23 protein-coding genes are annotated in these 23,622 nt (G+C 64.7%); 14 read left to right on the top strand and 9 right to left on the bottom strand.

Annotation, left to right across the window (positions count from 1 at the left end; all coding sequences use genetic code 11):
- Positions 1–96: 96 nt before the first annotated feature.
- The gene (locus XH90_RS02390; RefSeq protein WP_194479036.1) at positions 97–1,200 is read right to left on the bottom strand and encodes a LysM peptidoglycan-binding domain-containing protein; all 1,104 of its coding nucleotides are present in this window, start codon (positions 1,198–1,200) and stop codon (positions 97–99) included.
- 250 nt (positions 1,201–1,450) lie between these two features.
- Here XH90_RS02390 and XH90_RS02385 point away from each other — a divergent pair, with 250 nt between their 5' ends.
- From XH90_RS02385 to XH90_RS02375, 3 genes are all read left to right on the top strand, one after another.
- Positions 1,451–2,149: a hypothetical protein gene (locus tag XH90_RS02385; protein WP_194479035.1), complete on the top strand. Its 699-nt coding sequence runs from the start codon at positions 1,451–1,453 to the stop codon at positions 2,147–2,149.
- Between the two features lie 147 nt (positions 2,150–2,296).
- Positions 2,297–4,960 (top strand): EAL domain-containing protein, encoded by a 2,664-nt coding sequence (locus tag XH90_RS02380; RefSeq protein ID WP_194479034.1) that lies wholly within the window; start codon positions 2,297–2,299, stop codon positions 4,958–4,960.
- A 332-nt stretch (positions 4,961–5,292) separates the two neighbouring features.
- On the top strand, positions 5,293–6,099 hold the full coding sequence (locus XH90_RS02375) for an outer membrane protein (protein WP_194479033.1): 807 nt from the start codon (positions 5,293–5,295) through the stop codon (positions 6,097–6,099).
- Positions 6,100–6,173: 74 nt separating this feature from the next.
- On the opposite strand, the gene XH90_RS02370 is transcribed toward XH90_RS02375, so the two are convergent.
- Positions 6,174–6,359 carry a hypothetical protein gene (locus tag XH90_RS02370; protein WP_194479032.1) on the bottom strand — a complete coding sequence of 62 codons (186 nt, stop codon included), beginning with the start codon at positions 6,357–6,359 and terminating at the stop codon, positions 6,174–6,176.
- A gap of 203 nt (positions 6,360–6,562) precedes the next feature.
- Here XH90_RS02370 and XH90_RS02365 point away from each other — a divergent pair, with 203 nt between their 5' ends.
- The 3 genes from XH90_RS02365 (at position 6,563) to XH90_RS02355 (ending at position 8,933) form a co-directional block, all read left to right on the top strand.
- Positions 6,563–6,808, top strand: coding sequence for a hypothetical protein (locus XH90_RS02365; RefSeq protein WP_194479031.1), 246 nt, complete (start codon positions 6,563–6,565; stop codon positions 6,806–6,808).
- 50 nt (positions 6,809–6,858) lie between these two features.
- Positions 6,859–7,119, top strand: coding sequence for a hypothetical protein (locus XH90_RS02360; RefSeq protein WP_194479030.1), 261 nt, complete (start codon positions 6,859–6,861; stop codon positions 7,117–7,119).
- A 110-nt stretch (positions 7,120–7,229) separates the two neighbouring features.
- The gene (locus XH90_RS02355) at positions 7,230–8,933 is read left to right on the top strand and encodes a GMC family oxidoreductase (protein ID WP_194479029.1); all 1,704 of its coding nucleotides are present in this window, start codon (positions 7,230–7,232) and stop codon (positions 8,931–8,933) included.
- A 118-nt stretch (positions 8,934–9,051) separates the two neighbouring features.
- On the opposite strand, the gene XH90_RS39565 is transcribed toward XH90_RS02355, so the two are convergent.
- The gene (locus XH90_RS39565; protein ID WP_256442496.1) at positions 9,052–9,174 is read right to left on the bottom strand and encodes a hypothetical protein; all 123 of its coding nucleotides are present in this window, start codon (positions 9,172–9,174) and stop codon (positions 9,052–9,054) included.
- Positions 9,175–9,486: 312 nt separating this feature from the next.
- Here XH90_RS39565 and XH90_RS02350 point away from each other — a divergent pair, with 312 nt between their 5' ends.
- The 3 genes from XH90_RS02350 (at position 9,487) to XH90_RS39560 (ending at position 11,107) form a co-directional block, all read left to right on the top strand.
- Positions 9,487–9,624, top strand: a complete 138-nt coding sequence (locus XH90_RS02350; RefSeq protein WP_194479028.1) for a hypothetical protein — start codon at positions 9,487–9,489, stop codon at positions 9,622–9,624.
- Positions 9,625–9,772: 148 nt separating this feature from the next.
- Complete coding sequence (locus tag XH90_RS02345) at positions 9,773–10,864, top strand: beta-propeller fold lactonase family protein (RefSeq protein WP_246755917.1); 1,092 nt, start codon at positions 9,773–9,775, stop codon at positions 10,862–10,864.
- Positions 10,865–10,975: 111 nt separating this feature from the next.
- The gene (locus XH90_RS39560; RefSeq protein ID WP_256442523.1) at positions 10,976–11,107 is read left to right on the top strand and encodes a hypothetical protein; all 132 of its coding nucleotides are present in this window, start codon (positions 10,976–10,978) and stop codon (positions 11,105–11,107) included.
- Between the two features lie 7 nt (positions 11,108–11,114).
- On the opposite strand, the gene XH90_RS38800 is transcribed toward XH90_RS39560, so the two are convergent.
- On the bottom strand, positions 11,115–11,273 hold the full coding sequence (locus tag XH90_RS38800) for a hypothetical protein (protein ID WP_246755672.1): 159 nt from the start codon (positions 11,271–11,273) through the stop codon (positions 11,115–11,117).
- A complete protein-coding gene (locus tag XH90_RS38795; RefSeq protein ID WP_246755670.1) occupies positions 11,270–11,458 on the bottom strand; it encodes a hypothetical protein in 189 nt (62 codons plus the stop codon). The genes XH90_RS38800 and XH90_RS38795 overlap by 4 nt, the downstream gene beginning before the upstream one ends.
- 284 nt (positions 11,459–11,742) lie before the next feature.
- Here XH90_RS38795 and XH90_RS02330 point away from each other — a divergent pair, with 284 nt between their 5' ends.
- Positions 11,743–12,633 carry an efflux RND transporter periplasmic adaptor subunit gene (locus XH90_RS02330; RefSeq protein WP_194479025.1) on the top strand — a complete coding sequence of 297 codons (891 nt, stop codon included), beginning with the start codon at positions 11,743–11,745 and terminating at the stop codon, positions 12,631–12,633.
- 165 nt (positions 12,634–12,798) lie between these two features.
- Here the strand turns inward: XH90_RS02330 and XH90_RS02325 are convergent, their stop codons facing one another.
- Positions 12,799–13,647 (bottom strand): caspase family protein, encoded by an 849-nt coding sequence (locus tag XH90_RS02325; RefSeq protein ID WP_194479024.1) that lies wholly within the window; start codon positions 13,645–13,647, stop codon positions 12,799–12,801.
- A gap of 410 nt (positions 13,648–14,057) precedes the next feature.
- Between XH90_RS02325 and XH90_RS02320 the strand changes: the two genes are divergently transcribed.
- The 3 genes from XH90_RS02320 to XH90_RS02310 all read left to right on the top strand — a co-directional run bounded on the left by XH90_RS02320 (position 14,058) and on the right by XH90_RS02310 (position 18,061).
- A complete protein-coding gene (locus XH90_RS02320; protein ID WP_194479023.1) occupies positions 14,058–15,785 on the top strand; it encodes a hypothetical protein in 1,728 nt (575 codons plus the stop codon).
- Positions 15,786–15,961: 176 nt separating this feature from the next.
- Positions 15,962–16,687, top strand: coding sequence for a thermonuclease family protein (locus tag XH90_RS02315; protein ID WP_194479022.1), 726 nt, complete (start codon positions 15,962–15,964; stop codon positions 16,685–16,687).
- Between the two features lie 186 nt (positions 16,688–16,873).
- Positions 16,874–18,061, top strand: coding sequence for an alanine--glyoxylate aminotransferase family protein (locus XH90_RS02310; RefSeq protein WP_194479021.1), 1,188 nt, complete (start codon positions 16,874–16,876; stop codon positions 18,059–18,061).
- A gap of 44 nt (positions 18,062–18,105) precedes the next feature.
- Here the strand turns inward: XH90_RS02310 and XH90_RS02305 are convergent, their stop codons facing one another.
- Together XH90_RS02305 and XH90_RS02300 are read right to left on the bottom strand one after the other, a co-directional pair.
- Complete coding sequence (locus XH90_RS02305; protein WP_194479020.1) at positions 18,106–19,203, bottom strand: hypothetical protein; 1,098 nt, start codon at positions 19,201–19,203, stop codon at positions 18,106–18,108.
- Positions 19,203–20,639 carry an MBOAT family protein gene (locus XH90_RS02300; protein WP_194479019.1) on the bottom strand — a complete coding sequence of 479 codons (1,437 nt, stop codon included), beginning with the start codon at positions 20,637–20,639 and terminating at the stop codon, positions 19,203–19,205. The genes XH90_RS02305 and XH90_RS02300 overlap by 1 nt, the downstream gene beginning before the upstream one ends.
- 149 nt (positions 20,640–20,788) lie before the next feature.
- Here XH90_RS02300 and XH90_RS02295 point away from each other — a divergent pair, with 149 nt between their 5' ends.
- Positions 20,789–22,888: a S9 family peptidase gene (locus XH90_RS02295; RefSeq protein WP_194482559.1), complete on the top strand. Its 2,100-nt coding sequence runs from the start codon at positions 20,789–20,791 to the stop codon at positions 22,886–22,888.
- 5 nt (positions 22,889–22,893) lie between these two features.
- Here XH90_RS02295 and XH90_RS02290 read toward each other — a convergent pair whose 3' ends face one another.
- Positions 22,894–23,613, bottom strand: coding sequence for a ribonuclease activity regulator RraA (locus XH90_RS02290; protein ID WP_194479018.1), 720 nt, complete (start codon positions 23,611–23,613; stop codon positions 22,894–22,896).
- Positions 23,614–23,622: the final 9 nt, after the last annotated feature.

Here is a 23,622-nt window from a genome sequence, read left to right as displayed (position 1 = left end):
GGCGAGACGGCCAAAGCGTCGCAGATCCGTGAGGCGGCATCGCGGCAAGCGCGGTGCTTTACCTCGCCCCGCTTGCGGGGGGAGGCGAAGCAAGCCTCACTGCGCCCTTTGCGGCACCACGACGGTCTGGCCGGGATAGATCAGATTTGGATTGCGGATCTTTTCGCGGTTGGCGTTGAAGATCACCGCATAGCGGGCGCCGTCGCCATAGGCGAGGCGGCTCAGCGCCCAGAGGCTGTCGCCGCGGGTGATCACCCGGCTGCCACCGGATTCCGCCGTCGTCGTGCTGAGGAGGTCTGCGGGCGAGGCCGCTGCGACAGCCGCGGCCGGCGCCCTCGCCATGGATCTGGGTTTGGACGTGCCCATCATCCGGGGCCGGGCCGCGGACCGCTCCGGCACCGAAGCCTGGCGCGGCGTAGGCAGCGCCGCGACGACTTCGGGTTTGTCGTCGCGCTTCGCCTCGGGCTTCGCAACCGCCGCGACACGCGGAGGCGGCGGCGCGGCTTCGGCGATCGTCACCGGCATGGTCCGGCTGGATTGCGTGACGGTGCCATCGGGCGCCCTGGCGCGCAGCGCCAGCTCATAGCTGCCGGCCGGAAGCTTGGGCGGGGTCATCACGAACTGGCCCGACGCATCGGCCACCACGCTGTCGAGCGGCTGGCCGTCGCGCATCAGCTCTACCTTGGCACCAGGTGCGGCCTGCCCCGCAATGACGGCCGCCTCGCCGTGATCGTCGACGCGGGCAACGTCGAAACGTGGGCCGGTGTCAGCAACAGGCGGCTGCGGCTTGGCCGGCGCGACATCGGCCAGCGCCGCGACCTGCTTCTGGGTTTCCGCCAGCGCGCCTGCCTTCGGCGCCTCGGCCGGTGCGGGCGAGGCAGATGGCGAGGCTGGCGCAACCGCGGCGAGCTTGGATTCGTCGGCCTTCTGTTCGCTCCTGGACTCTGTCTTGGACTCGGTCTTGGATTCCGCCTTGGACTCTGCTTTCGGCTCGACCTTGGCTTCGGCCTTGGCCTGGGCTTTGGGCTCGGCCTTCACCTCAGGCTTGCTCTCGGGCTTCGCGACCGCGGCCACCTCGGTGCGCGTCCCGCCCGACAGCATGTGGCGGAGCTCGCCCGGGCCGATCACCAGCACGGCGCCGACCACCGCGAGCAGACAGAAGGCGCAGAATGCAATGAAGGCCTTGGATGCGGTGATCATCAGTCCTCAAACCCTGATCGAAACTCTGGGTCAAAAATCAACCCCGGCAAAGTGCGCCGTTTTGGCTGCGGCAGCAAGACGGTCGAAGGGATGAACCGGGCTGGTCCTTTCCGCGTCAAACGAGCGAAGCCGCCTCGAGTCCGTTCTTGAAGCCCGTTCTTGCCGTCCATTCTTGAAGCCCATTCTGGTAGCCCATTCTGGTAGCCCATTCCTGCAGTCCATTCCTGGCGGCCACTTTCAGGAATTCACCATGACCGCATTTTGCCGCGCTGCGCCATGGCTGGCGCTTGCCCTGACGCTCGCCGCCGCCCCCGCGCTTGCCGCCTCCGGCCCGCCGCCGGGGTTCGTCCTCACCGACGATGCCGACCTCGCCTTCACCTCGCCCGACGGCGCCACCAGGCTCGAGCAATACATGAAGGATAGCGGCGATTGGGACGTCAAATGGCAGGTCTGGGCACGCCGCGGCGAGCAGATGACGGAGCTGAAGCCGGAGCAGGGCTATGGCGCCGGCTTCCGCTTCACCAGCGACTCGCAATGGCTGGTGCGGATGCAGAAGACCGGCTCGGGCGAGCAGGATCTGTATCTCTACCATGTCGAGAACGGCGTCTTCGTCAACGCCACCAGGAAATCGCTCAGCGATCTCGCCTGGGCCTATTTCTACGGCCGGCCGGAGACGAAGCACTTCGCCAGGCTCGACTTCCACATCACGGCCAATCTCCTGAAGGGGACCGAAGAGGCCTATCGCTGGCTCGGCGTGAACTGGCCCGACAACCGCTATCTCGTGATCGGCCTCGCCGGCGAATACGACAAGCATCCGAAGAACACTGTCATGAAGGGGCTGGGCGGCTGGCGGTGCCGCTATGACCTCCGGACCGGGAAATTCGACGTGCCTGAGATCTTCGCCAAGCAGAATGCCCAAGCCCTGACATGGGAGGTGAAGCGGGAATGAAGGCGTCCCTCGAGCCGCGTCGCATTCCGAGTTCCCCAGGCGCTGCGCCAACTCCCTGATTTCGTTCCGATTCATAGTTCCCTAACCGTTACTGGTAACGGGGTCTTTTCCGTTTTGCTGCATCTTGGATCCCACGGGAGGACTGGGATGGGCGCATCGATACGATGGACCGCGCGACTGCGCGCGCTGCTTCGCCGTTGGCGGGGCGCACCGCTGACGTGGCTGATCGTCGGCGGCTTCGTGTTGATGGCAGCGATGGCCATCGGCACCGGGCTGACCGTCGACCGCTTCCGCCAGAACGCGATCGCGAGCGGCCGTGACGGCCTGGAAAGCTCCGTCCGTCTGCTCGCCCGCCATTTCGACCGCGAGTTCGAGGATTTTGCGGTGCTCCAGAAGAGCATCATCGCGGAACTCGAAAGCCATGGCATCGATTCCCCCGACGTCTTCCGCAGCGAGATGGCGACGCTCGCCGTGCACGAGGTGCTGCGCGCCAAGGCCAGCGGCTGGTCCGACGTCGCCGGCGCCAACGTGTTCGATTCCAACGGCGTGCTGATCAACTCGTCGAAGCGCTGGCCCGTTGCCGACATCTCGGTGTCGGATCGCGGCTATTTCATCAGGCTCAAGACCGATCCGGCCGCGCAGGAAGAGGTCGAGGTCGTGCCGGGCCGGTTTGGCGTCGGACCGGCGATCGTGTTCGCCCGGCGCGTCTCCGGACCGCATGGCGAGTTTCTCGGCGTGGTATCGCGGGCGATTACGCCGGAGCAGCTCGAATCCTTCTTCGCCTCGACCGGCCTCGGCGAGGATTCCTCGATCGCGATGCACCACCAGAACGGCCAGCTGCTGGCGCGGATCCCGCATGTCGACGACATGATCGGGCAGAACTACCGCACCGGCTCGCCCGAGCAGAGGGCCGTGTTCGAGCGCAGCTTCGTCACGACCGAGCTCGCCAGCCCGATCGACGGCAAGGACCGCATCGTCGCCTCGCGCATGCTGACCGGCGAGCCGCTGGTCGTGGTCGCCACCAAATCGCTGGACGCGACGCTCGCCACCTGGCGCACCCAAACCAGGTTCTTCATCACTGTCGCCGTGCTGTCGATCGGCCTTCTCGTGCTCACGCTGTTCCTGATCTTCCGCCAGGTGACGTACCGGCTCTCGCTGGAGAAGCAGCGGCTCGACACCGCGATGAACACGATGACGCAGGGCCTGTTGATGTTCGACCAGGACGAGCGGCTCATCGTCTGCAACAGGCGCTACATCGACATGTACCGGCTCTCGACCGCGGTGGTGAAGCCGGGCGCCCATTTCCGCGACGTGATCCAGCATCGCGCCGACACCGGCTCGTTCGACGGCGACGTCGATTCCTATTGCGACGCAATCCTGGACAGCGTCGGGCGCATCCAGAGCAACATCGTCGAGACCTCCGACGGCCGCCTGATCGAGATCAAGAACCAGCCGGGTGCGGCCGGCGGCTGGCTCGCCACCCATGACGACGTCACCGAGCGCATCCGCGCCGACGAGCGCATCGCGCACATGGCCCATTATGATGCCCTCACCGACCTGCCCAACCGCGTGCTGATGCGCGGCCATCTGGAGCGCCGCGTCGCCGAGCTCAGCCACGGCAAGCCGTTTGCGATCCTCTATATCGACGTCGACGAGTTCAAGGGCGTCAACGATTCGCTGGGACACGAGGTCGGCGACGAATTGCTGCGCCAGGTCGCGAGCCGCCTGCGCGCCTGCGTCAGCGGCAACGACCTGGTGGCGCGTCTCGGGGGCGACGAGTTCGCGATCGTCAAGGCCGGCACCTGCGACCAGGCCGAGCTGTCCGTGCTGGCGGAACGGATCCTGGCGTCGCTGCGCACGCCCGTCGACTGCAAGGGCCAGGATATCACGACCGATGCCAGCATCGGCATCGCGATCGCGCCCGATCACGGCGACAATCTCGAAGACCTGCTCAAGCGCGCCGATCTGGCGATGTACGCCGCGAAGACCGAGGGCCGCGGCACCTTCCGCATCTTCGTGAGCGAATACGACGCCAGGGCGCGGCAGCGCCGCCAGCTCGAGCTCGATCTGCGCCAGGCGCTGCCCCGCGGCGAGTTCGAGGTGCACTACCAGCCGCTGGTCGATCTCTCCGCCAACATCGTCTCCGGCTGCGAGGCGCTGCTGCGCTGGCGCCATCCCGAGCGCGGCATGGTCTCGCCCGCGGACTTCATTCCGGTTGCCGAGGACACCGGCCTGATCGGCGAGATCGGCGAATGGGTGCTGAAGCAGGCCTGCACCGAAGCGGCCTCCTGGCCCGGCGACATCCACATCGCGGTCAACGTCTCGCCGGTGCAGTTCCGCTCCAAGACGCTGGCACTGAAGGTTGCCTCGGCGCTCGCCGAGTCGGGCCTGGCGCCGGGACGGCTCGAGCTCGAGATCACCGAAACCGTGCTGATCCGCGACGACGAGGAGGCGCTGACCATCCTGCAGCAGCTGCGCGAGCTCGGCGTGCGCATCGCGCTCGACGATTTCGGCACCGGCTATTCGTCGCTGAGCTATCTGCACCGCTTCCCGTTCGACAAGATCAAGATCGATCGCAGCTTCATCAGCGACATCGGCGAGCCCGCGGATTCCTCGCCGATCGTCCAGGCCGTGGTGCACATGGCCGCCGCCCGCCACATGGCGACGACGGCGGAAGGCGTCGAGACGGAAGCCCAGCGCGAGGTGCTGCGCCGGCTCGGATGCAGCCAGATGCAGGGCTGGCTGTTCAGCCCTGCAGTGCCGGCGGCGAAGCTGAAGCAATTGCTGTCGAAGCAGGCCGCGGCGGCTTGAACCGCCCACGCCATTTCGGAAAAAGATAGTCTCGCTTCTGGCGCCCGCGGACTTTGGGGTCGGGACCATGCTTGGCGCGTCCCGCCCGTCCGTGCGCGTCACGATATGGACCAGAGCGACGAGCGCTGGCCGCAAAAACATATCGGCTGACGCTACAATCCTAATACGTAATGATGGCTTCCATATCGTGAAAAGCGAAACGTTTCCGAGTGTGACGCGGCCGCTACATTATGACGCACCGTCACGTGCTAACCATTGATCCAGCCGCTGATCCGCGACGACTTGATCTATTTCCGAAATCGCCGACTGGGAGCACGCGAATGAGAAATTACTTGAAGACGTATGTTGCGAGCGCCGTTGCGTTGCTGGCCGTCAGTGCCGCGCCGGCCATGGCGGCGGACATGGCGATGAAGGCGCCGCCAATGGTTGCGCAGCTCCCGAGCTGGACCGGGTTCTACATCGGCATCAACGGCGGCGGCGCCTGGGGCACCACGGGTACGAGCGCGAGCGACGTCGGTCCGGATGGCTTCTTCGCATTCGCCAACATCCCGGCGGTGGTCGCCGGCGCCACGCGGAGCTTCGACAACTCGGGCGGCTTGGCGGGCGGTCAGATCGGTTATCTCTTCCAGTCGGGCAAGGGCATCTTCGGCATCGAGGCGAGCTTCGACTGGGCCAATTTCAATGGTTCGACGAGCAACGGCCCGACCGTGTACCCGGTGACGCCGGGCTCGACTTTCGCGTGGAATCTGCACGCCAGCTCGGACTTCCTTGCCACCTTCACCGGTCGCGTCGGCTACGACATGGGATCCTGGTACCCGTACGTCACCGGCGGCGCGGCGGTCGCTCACCTCAAATACTCGGCCAATTTCATCGACACGTTCTATCCGACCAACGTGACGAACTCGTTCAGCAAGGACGCGGTCGGCTGGGTCGTCGGCCTCGGCGCAGAATGGCGTGTGGCGGACCACTGGATGCTGCGCGGCGAATATCTCTACATGGACTTCGACAGCTTTGGCGGCAACGGCACCATCGCCTGTACGCCCGGCGTCGGCGCTTGCGGCGCGAACACCACGACCTTCAATTACAGTGCGAAGTTCAGGGAGAACGTCGGTCGCCTCGCGCTCAGCTATCGCTTCTGACGCATCGTTTCCACGGCTACCCATTGAATCCTGGGCCGTTGCCAGCAACGGCCCAGGATTTTTATTGCGTGTGATCAGGGCTCGTCGGTATCGCCGACCAATTCGCGAAGCTGCTCGATGTCGACAATCGAGCCTTCGAACGTCGAGACGACGGGCTCGAGCGATTCATCGTCGCTGAGCAGCCTGTCGACCGTGCTCACGGCATCCAGCGCACTGCGCGCGACGACGGTCAGCGATCCAGCTTTGACGAGAAAGGGCAATCGCTACTCCGGCGTCCGCTTTTGCATCGGGAATTTCTCCAGGGCATCGTGCCCCCGCGAACCATAACCCGCCCGATCAAGTCGCAACACATTGTTTTCGCGGAAGTATTTTACTCATGACCCGATTTTTGCGGATCATGGGGAACTTTAGCCAAATGAGTAAATTGAGTAGTTCACTCACCTCGTTATAGCGAGAAAGGGCTATGCAGGACCTCCGCGGAGATCGTCTCCAGATCATGCTCACCCCGGAAGAGCTTTCGCTCGTCGACGATTTCAGATTCAGACACCGCATGCCGACCCGGGCGGCCGCAATTCGGGAATTGCTGAGGCTGGGACTCGCTGCAAAACCGATCCGGGCCGACGGCAGCCGCTCCAGCCATTACGGCCTGTTCGACCGCGGGCCGGATGGACACAAGCCCGGCGGCGATCGCAGTCAGGAGCCGGAGTGAATGAGGAAACGTGATCTTGCATTCGCGCGGCGTTTCCATATCTCAACGGCATGATGAAGCTCACACGCATTCAGGACCACGCCATTCAGGCGCTCATGGCCGGCATCGTCGGCGCCGAGACGTTCGATCACGTCTTCGCGGGCATTCGCTTCGATGAAGTCGAGGGCACCATGCTCTACGCCTTCGCCAGGAACGAGGACGTCGCATCCGACATCGAGGACAGCTACTCGCCGCTCATCGCCGCCGTCGCTTCGCGTGTGCTGAACAAGCAGGTCGACGTCGTCGTCGTGATGCCGAAAGTCCTGCAATGAGGTTCTGAAATAACGTCTTGACGCAACTCACCGGCTGCATGGTCCCGGGCGTGACCTCGCGATGAAACCACGCTACCCTCTTGTCACAAGAACAAGAGGAAACGCCAATCGTGTACGACTACATTATCGTGGGCGGCGGCTCGGCGGGGTCCGTGCTGGCCCACCGGCTCTCCGCCAGGAGCGCCAACAAGGTCCTGCTGTGCGAAGCCGGACAGGACACACCACCCGGCAACGAGCCGGCCGAGATCAGGGACAGCTATCCGGGCACCGCCTATTTCGATCCGCGCTTCCACTGGACCGAGCTCAAGGTCACGACCCAGGTCGTCAGCCACAACAATCCGAACGAAAGCCGCCCGCCCTTGCGCAAATACGAGCAGGCCCGCGTGCTAGGCGGCGGCTCCTCGATCAACGGCCAGATGGCCAACCGCGGCGCACCGACGGATTACGATGAATGGCAGGCGCGCGGCGCCGAGGGCTGGTCGTGGGCCGACGTGCTGCCCTTCTTCAAGAAAGTGGAACGCGACCTCGATTTCGACGGGCCGTATCACGGCAAGGACGGCCGCATTCCCGTGCGCAGAATTCCCAGGGAGCACTGGACGAAGCATTCCCAGGCGTTCGCCGATGCCTTCCAGCAGGCCGGCCATCGATATCTGCCCGACCAGAACGGCGAGTTCGTCGACGGCTTTTTTCCGGTGACGCATTCCAACCAGGCCGAGCAGCGCGTCTCGGCCGCAATGGGTTATCTCGACCGCGACACCCGCAAGCGCGCCAACCTCACGATCTCCACCAACACGCAGGTGAGGGAGCTGCTGTTCGAAGGCACGCAATGCATCGGCGTGAAGGCGTTGATCGACGGACGCGAGCAGGAATTCCGGGGACGCGAGATCATCCTCTCCTCCGGCGCGATCCATTCGCCCGCGCATCTCTTGCGCGCCGGCATCGGCCCGGTCGGCCATCTCAAGGATCTGGGCATTCCGGTCTTGATGGGGCTCGCAGGCGTCGGCCAGCGCCTAATGGATCATCCCTCGATCTCGCTGTCGTCCTTCGTCCGTCGCGGCGCGCGCATGACCGACAATGAGCATACGCGGCGGCACATGCAGCTTGGCCTGCGTTACTCGTCAGGCCTCGAAGGCGTGCCGAAGGGGGACATGTTCGTCGTGTTGCTCTCCAAATCGGCCTGGCATGCCGTCGGCGCGCAGATCGGCTCGCTGCTGACCTTCGTCAACAAGACCTATTCCGAGACCGGACAGGTCAAGCTCGCCTCGCGCGATCCCACGACCGAGCCGGTCGTCGAGTTCAACCTCTTGTCCGACCGGCGCGACCTCGAGCGGCTGATGAGCGGCTTCCGCAAGATGGCGGCCATCCAGATGAGCGACATCGTGAAGAAGGTGACGGACAAGCCTTTCCCGGCCGCCTACACCGACAAGGTGCGCAAGATCGGCGTGGTCAACACCCGGAACAAGATCCTGACCAAGATCGCCGCGACACTGATGGATGGACCGGCGGCGCTACGCCACTATCTGATCGACAATTTCGTGGTCGAAGGTTTTACCTTCGACGATGTCATCAACAACGACGAGGCGCTGGAAGCCTTCGTGCGCAAGGCCACCATCGGCGTGTGGCACGCCTCCTGCTCGTGCCGCATGGGCCGGGCCGACGATCCGATGGCGGTGGTGGACACGGAGGGCCGCGTCAAAGGCATTCAGGGCCTGCGCGTCGTCGACGCCTCGATCTTCCCGGTGGTGCCGTGCGCCAACACCAATTTTCCGGTGCTGATGTCGGCGGAGAAGATCGCGGCATCGATGGTGCAATGATCGCGGCGGGACGAGGTCCGGAAACCGATGGCAAGTCCAAACCGAACCTCAAACCGCGGACTTGCGCCTCGGGCAAAGCCGGCGATGGGATGGCGTGACGGCGCGATAAGGCGAAAGCTTACATCCGAGGCTTGGCCGCATGCACTTCGACAATCTCGGCGTCAGGATGGCTGACGATGGTTGCGAACATGATGCCGCTGATGATGAGCGACCAGGCGGTGTCCCAATAAATCCAAAACACTTTCCAGCCTCCGTTTTGCCAGCCTCCGCTGCGACGTCCTCCGCCAGCAAGACCGGGGTAACGGCAGGAGGAGGCGGCCGTTCCTTGGCGATCCCACAGGCAGGCCTGCGGCTAGTGCAGGAGCAGACGAAGCTTAGCGCTATCAGGCGTTGGTCGGCGAGACCTTGCGACCGGTTTGACCGTGTGGCGCTTTGCCACGACAAACGCATCTCCAAAACCCTGTGAACGAGTTCATAGAGCGGTCGCATTTTGCGGTGCACGATGGTCGGCGCGCCTTGGGCGCATCGAACCTTCGACCCACGGATTGGCCCGATGCGGAAGCAACTCGTCGCCTGGACCATCGTGACCTCGGCTCTGGTCGCCGTCGCCGTGTGGACCGTGCTCGGCCCGCCCGATCACGCGGCCGGCCCGCATCTGCCTTCGCGCGACCTGACGGCGTCGATGCGGTAACGATCGATCCAATTTCGGCATCGATCAATCCCATCTGAAATTTGGTGCCCGACGGCACGAGCCGCTATCCTTCGTCGCAAAACGACAACGCCACACCGGCAGGAGGACGTCCTTGACCAGACCGACACGCCTCGCATCGCGCGCCGCGATCGCCACCACTCTCTTCACCGCTCTCGTCACCTCTGTTGCCCTCGTTTCCGGAGTCCGTGCCGGCATGGCCGAAACCTTCGCCTATGTCGGCAATGCCGACTCCAACGACATCAGCGTGTTCAAGATCGCCGACAACGGCGAGATGACGCCGGTGCAGACCGCCGCCTTCACCGGCGTCGACAAGCCCGGCGCCTCGACGCCGCTCGCGATCACGCCCGACCATCGCGTGCTGATTGCCGGCGTCCGCTCGCAGCCGTTCCAGGCGGTGAGCTTTGCGATCGATCCCAAGACCGGCCAGCTCAGCCCTATCGGCAACGGGCCGCTCGCCGACAGCATGGCCAACATCGCAGTCGACCGCGGCGGCAAGGTGTTGTTCAGCGCCTCCTATGGCGGCAACAAGGTCGCGCTGAATCCGCTTTCACCGAACGGCGTCGTCGCCGAGCCGAAGCAGGTGATCCCGACCGGGCTCAACGCGCACGCCTTCCTGCCCTCGCCCGACAATCGTTTCGTGTTCGCGACCAATCTCGGCTCGGACCAGGTGCTGAGCTTCGCGTTCGATGCCGCCGCGGGCACGCTGACGCCGAGCGATCCGCCCGCGATCAAGACGCCGGAGAAATCCGGGCCGCGGCACTTCGTCTTCCATCCCAACGGCAAGTTCGTCTATCTCATCCACGAGCTGAACGGCGACGTCGCGGCGTACAGCTATGAGGCCAGAAGCGGGGCCTGGGGCGAGATCCAGCGCACCACGGCACTGCCTGAGGGCTTCACCGGCAAGCCCTGGGCCGCCGACATCCACATCACCCCGGACGGCCGCTTTCTCTACGCCTCCGAGCGCACCACCAACACGCTCACGGCCTACAAGGTGGATGCGACCAGCGGCAAGCTGACCACGATCGGCAGCGTGCCGACCGAGAAGCAGCCGCGCGGCTTCAACATCGATCCGACCGGCCGCTACCTCGCCGCGGTCGGCGAACTCTCCGACGGCATGACGGTCTACGCCATCGACCAGACCAGCGGCGCGCTGGCGAAGCTGAAATCCTACGCCACCGGCAAGAAGCCGAACTGGGTGGAGTTTTTGACGCTGAAGTGAGGGATTGGGGCGGTTGACCTAAGTAAACATCCGGAATTTCGCGGGGGCGGCCTTGGCGTCATATCACTGCCGATGGACCGTCATATTGTCTTCAAGTGCCCCCAGACCGGCATGAACGTGCAGCATCGGCTTGGCGACGAGCCTACCGATCGCACGCACGTGCCGGTATCCTGTCCGGCCTGCACGCGCCTGCATCTGATCGATCGGTTGAGCGGCAAGCTGCTCGGCGAGCGCCGGACCTGACGGATCGCTACGGCCTCGCGGCCACCTGCGCCGAGACGTCTTCGACGTGATGCAGCAGATAGACCAAATGGCCGGCGGCATCGTGGATCGGCGAGTTGATCGGCTGCCAATGGCGCTCGACGAAAGTACCGCTCGGATCCCGAATGTCGTAGCGCTGGACCTTCATGGCTGGCGCCGGTGTTGTTCCAAGGGCGTCGTGTCGGCACCTGATGCAGCCGAGTTCAGCAGCGCCAGTTGACGCTTCGCTGAAGCCAGCAGGGCGCGCACGGTGTGCTGGACTGTTGTGTCGGTCGCTTCATTGAGCAACCGCTCGAAATGAACGATGTTCTGCTCGCAAACGAACCTTTGCATCCCACCCGACCATGAGCTGTGGAGCCGCGATGCCGCGCTACTCCGGATTGTAGCTCCATATAGCCGGTTCCAGCAGATGAGAAGACCGTGATTGCCGCACCGACCTCGCCGAGTTCGGCGCGCGGCCTGGTCGGCAGCGAACCCGATTTCCATTCCCGCGACTAATCAAGGACTTGCCGCAGCAGCGCGCGGCGGCACGGCGATCCTGCCTCGGGACAACGCTGCCGTAGTCCGCACCGCTGCCATCTGCTATCGATTGGAGGCATAGCCCCGTGGAATTTCCGATGCGTCATTTACCCCGTGCCGTCGTCCGAAGCCTGTGTCCCGCAGCCGTCGCCGGAGTGCTCGTCTTCGGCGCATATCCGGCCGGAGCTGCCGATGACGACGCGCCGAAGGGGCCTGCGGTCACGGTGCTGAAGGCGGCAAAGTCCTGCTTCTCCGACATCGTCGAGGCCACCGGCTCGATCATCGCGCGCGAGGAAACCTCGGTGCGGCCCGAACGTCCGGGGCTGAAGGTGACGGAAGTGCTGGCGGAAGCGGGCGAGACCACGACGGCCGGCCAGGTTCTGGCGCGGCTGGCGCTGCCCGAAGGCGGCACGCTTCAGGTCACCGCGCCCGTGGCGGGCGTCATTGCGACTTCGACCGCGCAGATCGGCGCGCCTGCCTCGGCCAAGGGCGAGGCGCTGTTCACCATCGTGGCGCGCAGCGAATACGACCTCGTCGGCCTGGTCGCGACCAATGACGTCAGGAAGCTCGCAGTCAACCAGCCGGTCACCGTGCGCATTGCCGGTGCCGGCGATATCGACGGCAAGGTGCGCCGCATCGGTCCGACCGTCGAGCCGAACATCCAGCAGGGCATGGTCTATATCGGCATCTCCTCGCAGAAGCGGTTGCTGCTGAATGCGAGCGGCCGCGCGCTGATCAAGACCGGGCAGAGCTGCAACGTCGCGGTGCCGCTGACCGCCGTGCAATATTCATCCGCCGGCACCGTGGTGCAGGTGATCCGCCGCAATCGCGTCGAGACCAAGCGCGTCGAGATCGGCTTGATGTCGGGCGGCAATATCGAGGTGCGCGACGGCCTCAACGAAGGCGATATCGTCGTCGCCCGCGCCGGCGCGCTCTTGCGCGAGGGCGATCCGGTGCGCCCGGTGATGGCCGCGGAAGCCGCGAAGTAGGTCTCTCGTGTCCCGGACGCGCAGCAGCCGCGTAACGCTGCCGCGCAGCGCCGCGACCCATCTCTCCCGAACGAGAGGCTCAAAGGAATGGGCCCCGGCTCAGCGTCGCATCATTGCATGATGCGCCGCGTCCGGGGCACGAGACTTCGCAATCCTTCGGAAAAACTAGCCGCCGGCCCGGTCGAAGTGCACGTCTTCGAGCAGCGAGGACGACACCGTCGGCACCTGGTCGCCTTCGGAGGCGCGGGCGATGGCGACGCGGGTCTTGTTGAAGACGCTCTCGGCACTGCCCTGCGCATTGAGATTGTTGAGGAGCTCGCCGACCAGCGTCGAATGCTCGCCCTTGCCGTCGTCGACGACCTTGCCGGGCGAAGCCGAGGAGAGGATCAGCGCGTTGTCGGGCGTGCCGATCGGCGCGAGACCGTGCGAATAGGAGCGGAAGCGACGCTCATAGGGATTGCGACGCGACGCATCGACCACGACGAGCTTGGCCTTGGCGCCCCGATCCTTCATCATCTCGAGCACGCCCTCGATCGAAACGCCCTGACGGCGAACGTCGCTCTCCTTCCAGATCACGGCATCGACCGGCAGCATGTAGCTCTCGCGGCCGGCCTGCACGCCGTAGCCGCCGAAGAACAGCATGACGACGGTGTCGTGCTTGATCCGGGACTTCAGGCGGTTGACGGCGCGGACCATGTCGTCCCTGCTCGCGTCTTCCACCATGTCGACGTCAAAACCGTTCTTGCGCAGCGACGACGACAGCGCGCGTGCGTCGTTGATCGACTGCGTCAGCGGCGCATTGGCGTCGGGATAATGACCATTGCCGATGACGAGCGCGAGACGCGAGGTCTGGCCGACCGAGCCCGTGACCTGGTCGGTCGAAACGGCCTTGGCGGCGTCGAGCGCGCGCATGTTGAGGGCAGCATGGGCGCCGATCGCCAGCGACACCGTGCCGATGAGGGCTGCGGCGAGGGCAATCGAGCGTCTGGAAATGTCGAGCTGCCTTACATTCATCTCGGTTCATTCCTGTCAGTGCCAAAGGCCTGCCAAGCGCGCGCACACTGTTTGAGTAGCGCGATGGCGTCTCTAGGTTTGAGGGATTGGCCGGGGAGTGCCCCCGAATTGCGCGCAATTTGCGGCGCCGCACCAAATAAACCCTTAACCTGAGATCACCGGCCGGGCAATAGATCGTCAAAAATTTGGTATAAGCCGATGAATTTATTAGTTAATTTCCATGTCCAGATTTCTCCTTTTTTGGTATTCCCGTAGGCTTCCGGGGGGCGATCAAGCAGCTTCCGTGCCGGGTTTTTATGTGACCTTAGTCACGTTTTTATTTCCCGCGAATCCGGGTAGCTTTTTCAACGACTTGCAGGGGGTGGGTCCTCGCCTGGCCCCTGCGAAAGTCCCCCGCGACCAGGTATTTCATGAGCTTTCATTATTTCGCAGGTGCCGCGTGCCGGGCGCTGACGGCGCGGAAAGACGGCCCCTCGCTTTACGACGTCTGCGATCCCGTCTTGTCCGGTCCGTCCAGCGGCGATCCGCATCTGGCCAAGTTCTACAAGACCGCGCTCGGCAATCCCGCGCTGCGGGTGCTGCTGCGCCGGGCCGGCCTCCCCGAGCTGCGCGACGAGGCCAAGCTCGCTCGGCTGCGCGCGGCTTTGGTCCGTGCTCGCGATGACGCAGAACCCGACTGGGCCGCGGTCGGCGCACCCATCGCCGAACTCGTCGACACCATCGCGCTCGACCATCCCAAACCGCCGCCGGCGATGTTCACCGGCTCCGCGCCGTCGCAGGCACAGATCGACGGCGTCATCCGCGACTGCGCACAGCATCTGATCGGCTCCTATCGCAAGAACGGCTTCCTGCCGACCTATGCGGCCTTCAACCTGATCGGCGATCCTGACGTCCGCGGGCGCGAGCTGATCATGGCGCTCACGGGATTGAATGCGCGCGGCTACAAGAACTCCTCGCTGTTGTTCAACCTCGCCCGCGTCTTCATCGCGCGCTCGCCTGCGCGCGCCGTGGTCAATCCGCCCTGGCGCGGGATTGCCGAGCCGATGTGGGAGCCGGTGCAGATCCGCCATCGCTCGGCCTATTACGACGCGTTCTTCATCGAGGCGCTGCTGAGCTACGTCGAGACCGGGCTGGCTTCGCCTGAAGACAAGACAGCGGCGGAGCGCGCGATCGCCGACATGGTCGATTTCTGCGTCAATATCAGCCGCGAAGAGGTCGAGGGCAGCGGCGGCACGCGCTTCAACGTCATCACCGCGCTGGCGCCGGCGCCGCATCCGCGCTTCTCGCGCTATTTCGCCCAGATCAAGCAGGACCTCGGCTTCGGCGTCTACGTGCCCGACTGCGACACCACGGCCTGCTCGATCTCGGCGGCGACGCAGGCCGGCTGCACCGATCCGATCATCGACCAGCCGCTGCTGGATTTCTATGCGGGCTACCAGGTGCATGCCGGCGTCAACGAGCCGCGCGTCACGGTGCCGCTCAACGACCACATCGACTACGAAGGCGGCGTTGCGACCTGGATCGACAACCTCAAAGGCGAGCGCCCGTACGGCAACGATCTCGATCCGACGCTCAACCTCGACATTCTCGAGGTGAGCTTTCGCAATCTGGCGCGCTGGAAAATTCTGGAGACGCCGGCGCGGCTCGCGACCGTGCACCGCATCATCGGCTTCCAGAAGCGGCTGGCGGCGAGCGGCGCCTTCGCCAATCCGCGCTCGCACATCTACTATCTGCCCGAGCTCTACAGCGCCTATTTCGGGCGCTGCTATGCGGCCTTCCTCGCGCTGCCGCTCAGCGCGCAGGCCGCGATCGATCCCTCCGGCGATTTCGATTTCATCCGCCATCGCGTGCTGTCCTACGTCAAGGGCGAGCTGATGGCGGCTGAGATGAACGTGTTCGACGCCGCGCTGGCGCTGATCGCGCTCGGCCACCTCGGCGCCGACCCGCGCGCCTTCGCGCCGGCGCTGAACGTGATCGTCGCGGCCGGCGGCGAAGGCGGCCGCCGCGGCCCGTTCCGCGCCTATGAATGGAACAAGATGAAGACCCCGACGCGGATCCTGGTCGGCGGGCCGGAGGTGACGTCGGCGTTCGTGCTGATGGGGTTGGCGGTGGCGAAGCGGGCGATGGCGCGGGGGTGAGATTGGCTCTCGTGCCCCGACGCAGCGCAGCGCCGCTTCGGCGGTGCGCTGCACGAGCGGTGTTCGACCAATGACGGGAAGTTGAAAGCCTGCGTGTTCGGCATATGCTGGCCGAGAGGCCAAAAGCCGACCACAATTGCGCGCCTCTATCGAGATTTCATTACACGCGGACCGGCATGTTGCGAAAATTCCTGATTGCGCTGTCTCTGCTCGGTCTGCCGTCGCTGGTGCAGGCCGCCGACATCACCGGCACCGCGAAGATCCGCGACGGCGATTCCGTCATGATCGGCAACACGCGGATCCGGCTTGGCGGCATCGACGCACCCCAGGTCGATCAGCTCTGCCTCAACACCAAGAGCGAGCGCTGGACCTGCGGCGTCGCCGCGCGCGACGAGCTCGCCAAATACACCGAAGGCAAAAACTGGGTCTGTCATGCCCGCTCGGTCGACCGGCGCGGCCGCACCGTGGCGCGTTGCGAGGTGGGCGGCGAGGACATCCAGAAATGGCTGGTGCGCAGCGGCTGGGCGCTGGCCTTTGTCCGCCTCTCGAAGGACTACGAGGCGGACGAAGCCGCCGCGCGTGCGGCAAAGGCCGGCATGTGGCAGGGTGCCTTCATCGCCCCCTGGGACTGGCGCGTGCGCAACAAGAAGACCGCGATCCTCGGCGCCACCAAGCCGCCCGCGGGCGCCCATGCGGTACTGCTCGCCTCGGCCTCCGGGCCGGTCGCGCCCTCGCCGGACTGCACCATCAAGGGCAACGTCAACTCGTCCGGGGAGTGCATCTACCACACCCGGACCAGCCGCTGGTACACCCAGATCAAGATGAAGATCAGCAAGGGCACCCGCTGGTTCTGTTCGGTCGAGGAAGCGGAGGCCGCCGGCTGCCGCGAGACCAAGAGATAGAGCATGGTCCGGACCCGAAGGGCCGCGTTGACGCAAAGTGTGGCGCAGTTTTCCGACAAGACCATGCTCAAAACAAAAAGCCGCCCCAGACCTGCGTTTTGTGCGCTTTTCTCAGGCCTCGCCGCCGCGTAAAAGTGTTGTTACAGCGACCCACCAGACAGTCTTCACGACACAAGGAAGATAGCAATGACCGTTCGCGCGGGCCGGGAATTTCTGGCCATCCCCGGGCCCACCACGATGCCCGACGCGGTGCTGCAGGCGATGCATCGTCCGGCGATCGACATCTACTCCAACGAGATGCTCGACCTGACCGAGAGCCTGCTCCGCGACATCTCGAAACTGTTTTCGACCAAGGGCAAGTCCTACATCTACATCGCCAACGGCCACGGCGCCTGGGAAGCCGCGCTGAGCAACGTGCTGTCGCGCGGCGACAAGGTGCTGGTGCTGGAGAGCGGACGCTTTGCGATCGGCTGGGGCAATGCAGCAGCCTTGATGGGCGCCGAGGTCGAGGTGCTCAAGGGCGACTGGCGCCGCGCGGTGCGGCCGCATGAGGTCGAGGAGCGGCTGCGCCGCGACACCGAGCACAGGATCAAGGCCGTCGTCGTCGTCCAGATCGACACCGCCTCGGGCGTGCAGAACGACATCGAGGCGATCGGCAAGGCGATCAAGGCGGCCGGCCATCCCGCACTCTACATGGTCGACACCGTCGCCTCGCTCGGCTGCATGCCGTTCGAGATGGACAAATGGGGCGTCGACGTCGCGATGTCCGGCTCGCAGAAGGGCCTGATGACACCGCCCGGTCTCGGCTTCGTGGCCGCCAGCGCGCGCGCACAGGAAGTCCACAGGAAGGCGAACATGTCGACGCCCTATTGGAGCTGGAGCGAGCGCGAAGGCACCGAGAATTATCGCAAATATGCCGGTACGGCGCCGGTGCATCTCTTGTTCGCGTTGCGCAAGGCGATCGACATGCTGCACGAGGAAGGGCTGGAGAATGCGTTCCGCCGCCACGCGTTGCTCGGCGAAGCCACGCGCCGCGCGGTCGGTGCATGGACGGAGGGCCAGGTGCTCGGCTTCAACGTCGCCGAAGCCAGCGAGCGCTCCAACACCGTGACCACGGTGACCATGACCACCGGCCACGATCCCGCGTTGCTGCAACGCTATTGCAAGGAAAAATGCGGCGTCGTGCTCGGCACCGGCATCGGCGACCTCTCGGGACAAGCCTTCCGCATCGCCCATATGGGCCATGTCAACGCGCCGATGCTGCTCGGCACGCTCGGCGTCATCGAGGTCGGCCTCAACGCGCTCAAGATCCCGCACGGCAAGGGCGGGCTCGAGGCGGCGGTCTCGTATCTCGGCGAGCAAGTCGGGGCGTAGGGCACTCAGGCATCGGCCAGCCCCCGCGGGCCGGGCCGATGCCGTTATTGTAGCCGATATGCGGCTACCTGCGCCTTCAGCTCGTTCAGCGATGCCAGCGGCTCGTTGGGGTCGACGCGATATTCCCCGCTTCTCAGCCATTGCAGCACCTTCGCATCCACCACGGGCGAATGGTGGATGACGTCGCCGTAATTGCTCAAGTCGTGCGTCACCGCCTTGATCGCGCGGAAATCGTGCAGGCGTACGTTGGGAAGCCGCGTCAGGCGTCGCGCAATCCGTGCGGTGAGATCCATGACGATCTTCAGCGTCTCCGGCGAGGCATCGCGCATCGCGACGAATTGCAGGATCGAGTAGGGCGGAAAGTAGATGTCGAAGGTCACGTCCGGATGGCGCGTGATCAGGCCGACGGCATCCTGCTCGAAATGCCCGATCATGGCGTCACGGTCATAGCCTTCGCCGAGGAAGCGGCTGCGCGAGGGCGCGGTGATGTAGGCGAAGGACGCCAGCGCTTGCTCCGTATTGTAGTTGCGCGTGATGTCGAAATCCCGCGGCAGCGCGTAGATGTCGTCGGCGTTGGCCAGCGCGAACTTGACGGGAAGATACGGCGCCGCCCGCGTCAGCAGTTCGCGCAGCGGCGGGGTGGATCGCAGCAGCGCGAACAGCGACTCCTTCGCCATTGCCGCGCTGAACAGATAGGACGCGATACCCTTGGCCGTCCGGCGATAGAGATCGACGGACAGATAGGGATCGGCCTCGATGTCGGCGGCATCGACGAAGATGAAATCGTCCACCTCCCAGATCACGCGCCGGGCGCCGCGTTCGATCGCCTGCTCCAGCACGAAGCTCTGCTGGCGCGAATTGGACCCGGTCATGGCCAGCTTGAGCGAGTGCACGCCGAGCACACGATCGATGTCGCTCTGGCGAAAGTGGATCGCGAGCGAGGTGCCCATGAAGGCGGTGTCGAACGACTGGCTGCGGATCAGCCCGGCGTTCTGCACGCGCGTGTCGTCGGAATAAAAGGCCTGCTTCGAGGAACGAAACAGTTGCAGCGGATCGACGGCGTAGGTGAGCACGGCCGCGCCCAGGACGCAGGCGACGCTCGCGAGCAGAAGTCGCTTCAGATGTGAGAAGGTGCCGCGCATCAGAACCGGAAATAGATGAATTCGCTGTGGCTCTGGATACCCAGAATGCCGAAGGCGAGAACCAGCGACGCACCATAGAGCACCAGCGGCCGCATGCGCCCTGCCCGCATATCTTCGCCGACCCGGCGGTTGCCGTGGTCATAGCCCATGATGCTCTGCGTGTTCGGCGCCAGCCACACCAGCGCGGCATAGATCGCAACCAGCACCAATGCCGCGATCTCCTCGCGGCCGAAGACGACGTTGGAGGGATCAGCCATGGCGCGGAGCACCCGCAGCGCCCATTCGACGCTGGGGGCGCGAAAGAACACCCAGGCGACGACGACTGCGAGGAACGTCAACGCTCCGCCTGCAACGCGCCCCGGAAACGCAAGCGCCGGTGGGCCCTTCGGCAGCAGCGCATTGAAGGCATGATTGACGCAGAGATAGGCGCCGTGCAGCGCGCCCCACACCACGAAGGTCCACGCCGCGCCGTGCCAGAGCCCGCCGAGCAGCATCGTGATCATCAGGTTGACGTAGCGCAGCACGCGGCCGCGCCTGTTTCCCCCGAGCGGGATGTAGAGATAGTCACGCAGGAACTGCGACAGCGTCATGTGCCAGCGGCGCCAGAACTCGACGATGCTGGTCGCCTTGTAGGGCGAGTTGAAGTTGACCGGCAGGAAGACGCCGAACATCAGCGATATCCCGATCGCCATGTCGGAGTACCCCGAGAAGTCGAAATAGAGCTGGAACGTGTAGGCGAGCGCGCCAAGCCAGGCTTGGTCGAAGCTCGGCGAGCGCGCTTCGAAGGCGAGCGAGACCAGCGGCTGGATGCCGTCGGCAAGGCAGGTCTTCTTGAACAGGCCGATCGCAAAGATGATCACGCCGCACAGGATCAGATGCGCGTCGGGATATTTCGTATCCTTCCGCTCGAATTGCGGGATCATGTCCTTGTGGTGGAGGATCGGCCCCGCGATCAGATGCGGAAAATACGTCACGAACAGCGCATAATGCGGCAGCGCATAAGCCGCGACCTGCCCACGATAGGCATCCACCAGGAAGGCAATCTGGGTGAACGTGTAGAAGGAGATGCCGACCGGCAGCAGGATGTGGATTGCAAAGTGCGTGCCGGTGAGCGCGTTGACGTTTTCGGTGACGAAACCGGCATATTTGAAAATGCCGAGCACGAGGAGATCGCCGATAACACCGAGAGCAAGTGCCGCTTTTCGTCGTGATGGGCCAAGCTTCGCCACGATGAGAAGATGACCGATGCCGTAGTTGAAGGCGATCGAGATCAGCAGCAGGGCCACGAACTGCCAGTTGCCGATGGCGTAGAAGGCAAGCGAGGCCAGCGCCAGCCAGATCACCGGGGCGAGATTGCTGCGCCGGCCCAGCCCAAAATAGCCGGCCAGCACGATCGGCAGGAACAGCAGGATGAACGGATAGGAATTGAACAGCATCAGGCTGGACCGGCGGCGGGATGATCGCCCCTCAAAGCACACAAGCGCCCCGCCAACAACCCGGCGGCCGGGCGCATCCTTGGCGCAGCGCTGGCAATTCGCAGAATCGGGACGATATAAGGTGGAACACGCAGTTGAATGAGGATCGAGTGACCCAGGCCAAGACACCTTCCCTGCCGCCCGTCGCCCCGCGTCGGCCGCATTCCTTCACCCACCACGGCATCACCGTTGCCGACGACTATGCCTGGCTGAAGGACGCGAAATGGCAGGAGGTGCTGCGCGACCCCGGGGTGCTCGACCCTGACATCCGCAAATATCTGAACGAGGAGAATGGCTACACCGAGAGCCTGCTCGGCCACACCGCTCAGCTGCAGAAGACGCTGGTGCGCGAAATGCGCGGACGCATCAAGGAGGACGATTCCAGCGTGCCGTCGCCGGACGGACCGTTCGCCTATTTCCGTCGATTTCGCGAGGGCGGACAGCACGAGTTGTTCGGCCGCATGCCGCGCGACGGCGGCAACGAGCATATCGTGCTCGACGGCGACGCGCTCGCCAAGGACCACAAATACTTCAAGTTCGGCGGCAGCCGCCACTCCGACGACCACAAGCTGCAGGCCTGGAGCGCCGACACCAAGGGCTCGGAATATTTCACGATCCGCGTCCGCGACTGGGCGAGCGGCAACGATCTCGACGACCTCGTCGAGGAGACCGACGGCGGCGTGGTCTGGAGCAAGGACGGCAAGAGCTTCTTCTATGTGAAGCTCGACGATAATCATCGGCCCATGCAGGTGTGGCGGCACAAGCTTGGCACCAAACAGGCTGACGATACGCTCGTGTACGAGGAGCAGGATTCCGGCTGGTTCACCCATCTGCATGAGAGCACCAGCGGCCGCTTCTGCGTGATCGCCGGCGGCGACCATGAAACGAGCGAGCAGCGGCTGATCGACCTGGCCAACCCCGAGGCGCCGCCGCGCCTGGTCGCGGCGCGCGAGGAAGGCGTGCAATATTCGCTAGCCGACCGCGGCGACGAGCTGTTCATTCTCACCAACGTCGACGACGCCATCGACTTCAAGATCGTCACGGCGCCGCTTGGCGCCCCCGAACGCAAGAACTGGCGCGATCTGATTCCCTATCGTCCCGGCATCTACATCATCGACCTCGACCTCTATGCCGGCCATCTGGTGCGGCTGGAGCGCGCCAACGCACTGCCGTCGATCGTGATCCGCGATCTCGCCACCAGGAACGAGCATGCGATCGCCTTCGACGAGGCCGCCTATTCGCTCGACACGATGGGCTCCTACGAATTCGAAACGACGAATCTGCGCTTCGCCTATTCGTCGATGACGACGCCGTCGGAAGTCTACGACTACGACATGGCAAAGCGGACGCGCGTGCTTCGCAAGCGCCAGGAGATCCCGTCCGGCCACAATGCGGCCGACTACGTCACCACCCGCATCATGGCGAAGGCGCAGGACGGCGCCGAAGTGCCGGTCTCGATCCTCCATCGCCGCGGCTTGAAGCTCGACGGCGCGGCGCCGCTGCTGCTCTATGGTTACGGCTCCTACGGCATGGCGATGCCGGCCTCGTTCAACGCCAACCGCCTGTCGCTGGTCGACCGCGGCTTCGTCTACGCCATCGCGCATATCCGCGGCGGCGCCGACAAGGGCTGGGGCTGGTATCTCGACGGCAAGCGCGAGAAGAAGACCAACTCGTTCGACGATTTCGCCGCCAGCGCCCGCGCGCTGATCGACGCGAAGTACACCAGCGCCAAGCGCATCGTCGGCCATGGCGGCTCGGCCGGCGGCATGCTGATGGGCGCTGTCGCCAACCGCGCCGGCGAATTGTTCGCCGGCATCGTCGCCGAGGTGCCGTTCGTCGACGTGCTCAACACCATGCTCGACGACACGCTGCCGCTGACGCCGCCGGAATGGCCCGAATGGGGCAACCCGATCGAGAGCGAGAAGGATTTTCGCACCATCCTGTCCTACTCACCCTACGACAATGTCGCGGCAAAGGACTATCCGGCGATTCTCGCGATGGGCGGACTGACCGATCCGCGCGTCACCTATTGGGAGCCTGCCAAATGGATCGCCCGCCTGCGCGCCACCATGACTGGCGGCGGTCCGGTCCTGCTGCGCACCAACATGGGCGCCGGCCACGGCGGCGCGTCGGGGCGCTTCGACCGGCTCGACGAAGTCGCGATCGTCTACGCGTTCGCGCTGTGGGCGACCGGGATGGCGGAGGTGTAGCCGCGTTACCTTCCGTTCTTCTTGCGCCATTCCGCGAAGTCGGAGAGCGTCTGCGGATCGGTCGCGGGATAGAGGCCGAAAATGGCGCGGCCCTTGCCGACTTCCTCGGTGACGAAATCCTCGAACGCGGTCATCTCGAACGTTTCATTGGCGATCTCGTCGGCGAGATGCGCGGGGATCACGATGACGCCGTCGGCATCGCCGAGGATGACGTCGCCGGGAAACACCGGCGCGTCGCCGCAGCCGATGGGGACGTTGATCTCGATCGCCTGGTGCAGCGTCAGATTGGTCGGCGCCGAGGGGCGATGGTGGTAGGCGGGAATGCCGAGCCTGGCGATCTCCGCGGAATCACGAAAGCCGCCATCGGTCACGACGCCGGCGACGCCGCGCTTCATCAACCGCGTCACCAGGATCGCGCCGGCAGAGGCTGCGCGCGCATCCTTGCGGCTGTCCATCACCAGCACGCTGCCTGCCGGACAATCCTCGACCGCCTTGCGCTGCGGATGAGAGCGATCCTTGAACACGTCGATGGTGTTGAGGTCTTCGCGCGCCGGCATGTAGCGCAGCGTGAAGGCCTCGCCGACCATGGTCGGCTGATCGGCACCAACGGGGTGCACATCCTGGATCATCTGGATGCGCAGGCCGCGCTTGAACAGCGCGGTCGCGACGGTGGCCGTGGAGACGGATTTGAGCTTGTTGCGGGTGGCTTCGGAAAGTTTTGACATATGCGTCCT

The sequence above is a fragment of the Bradyrhizobium sp. CCBAU 53338 genome, assembly GCF_015291665.1.
GTDB lineage: Bacteria > Pseudomonadota > Alphaproteobacteria > Rhizobiales > Xanthobacteraceae > Bradyrhizobium.
The sequence above is the reverse complement of the archived record's forward strand: the minus strand, read 5'-3'. Positions and strand labels throughout refer to the sequence as shown.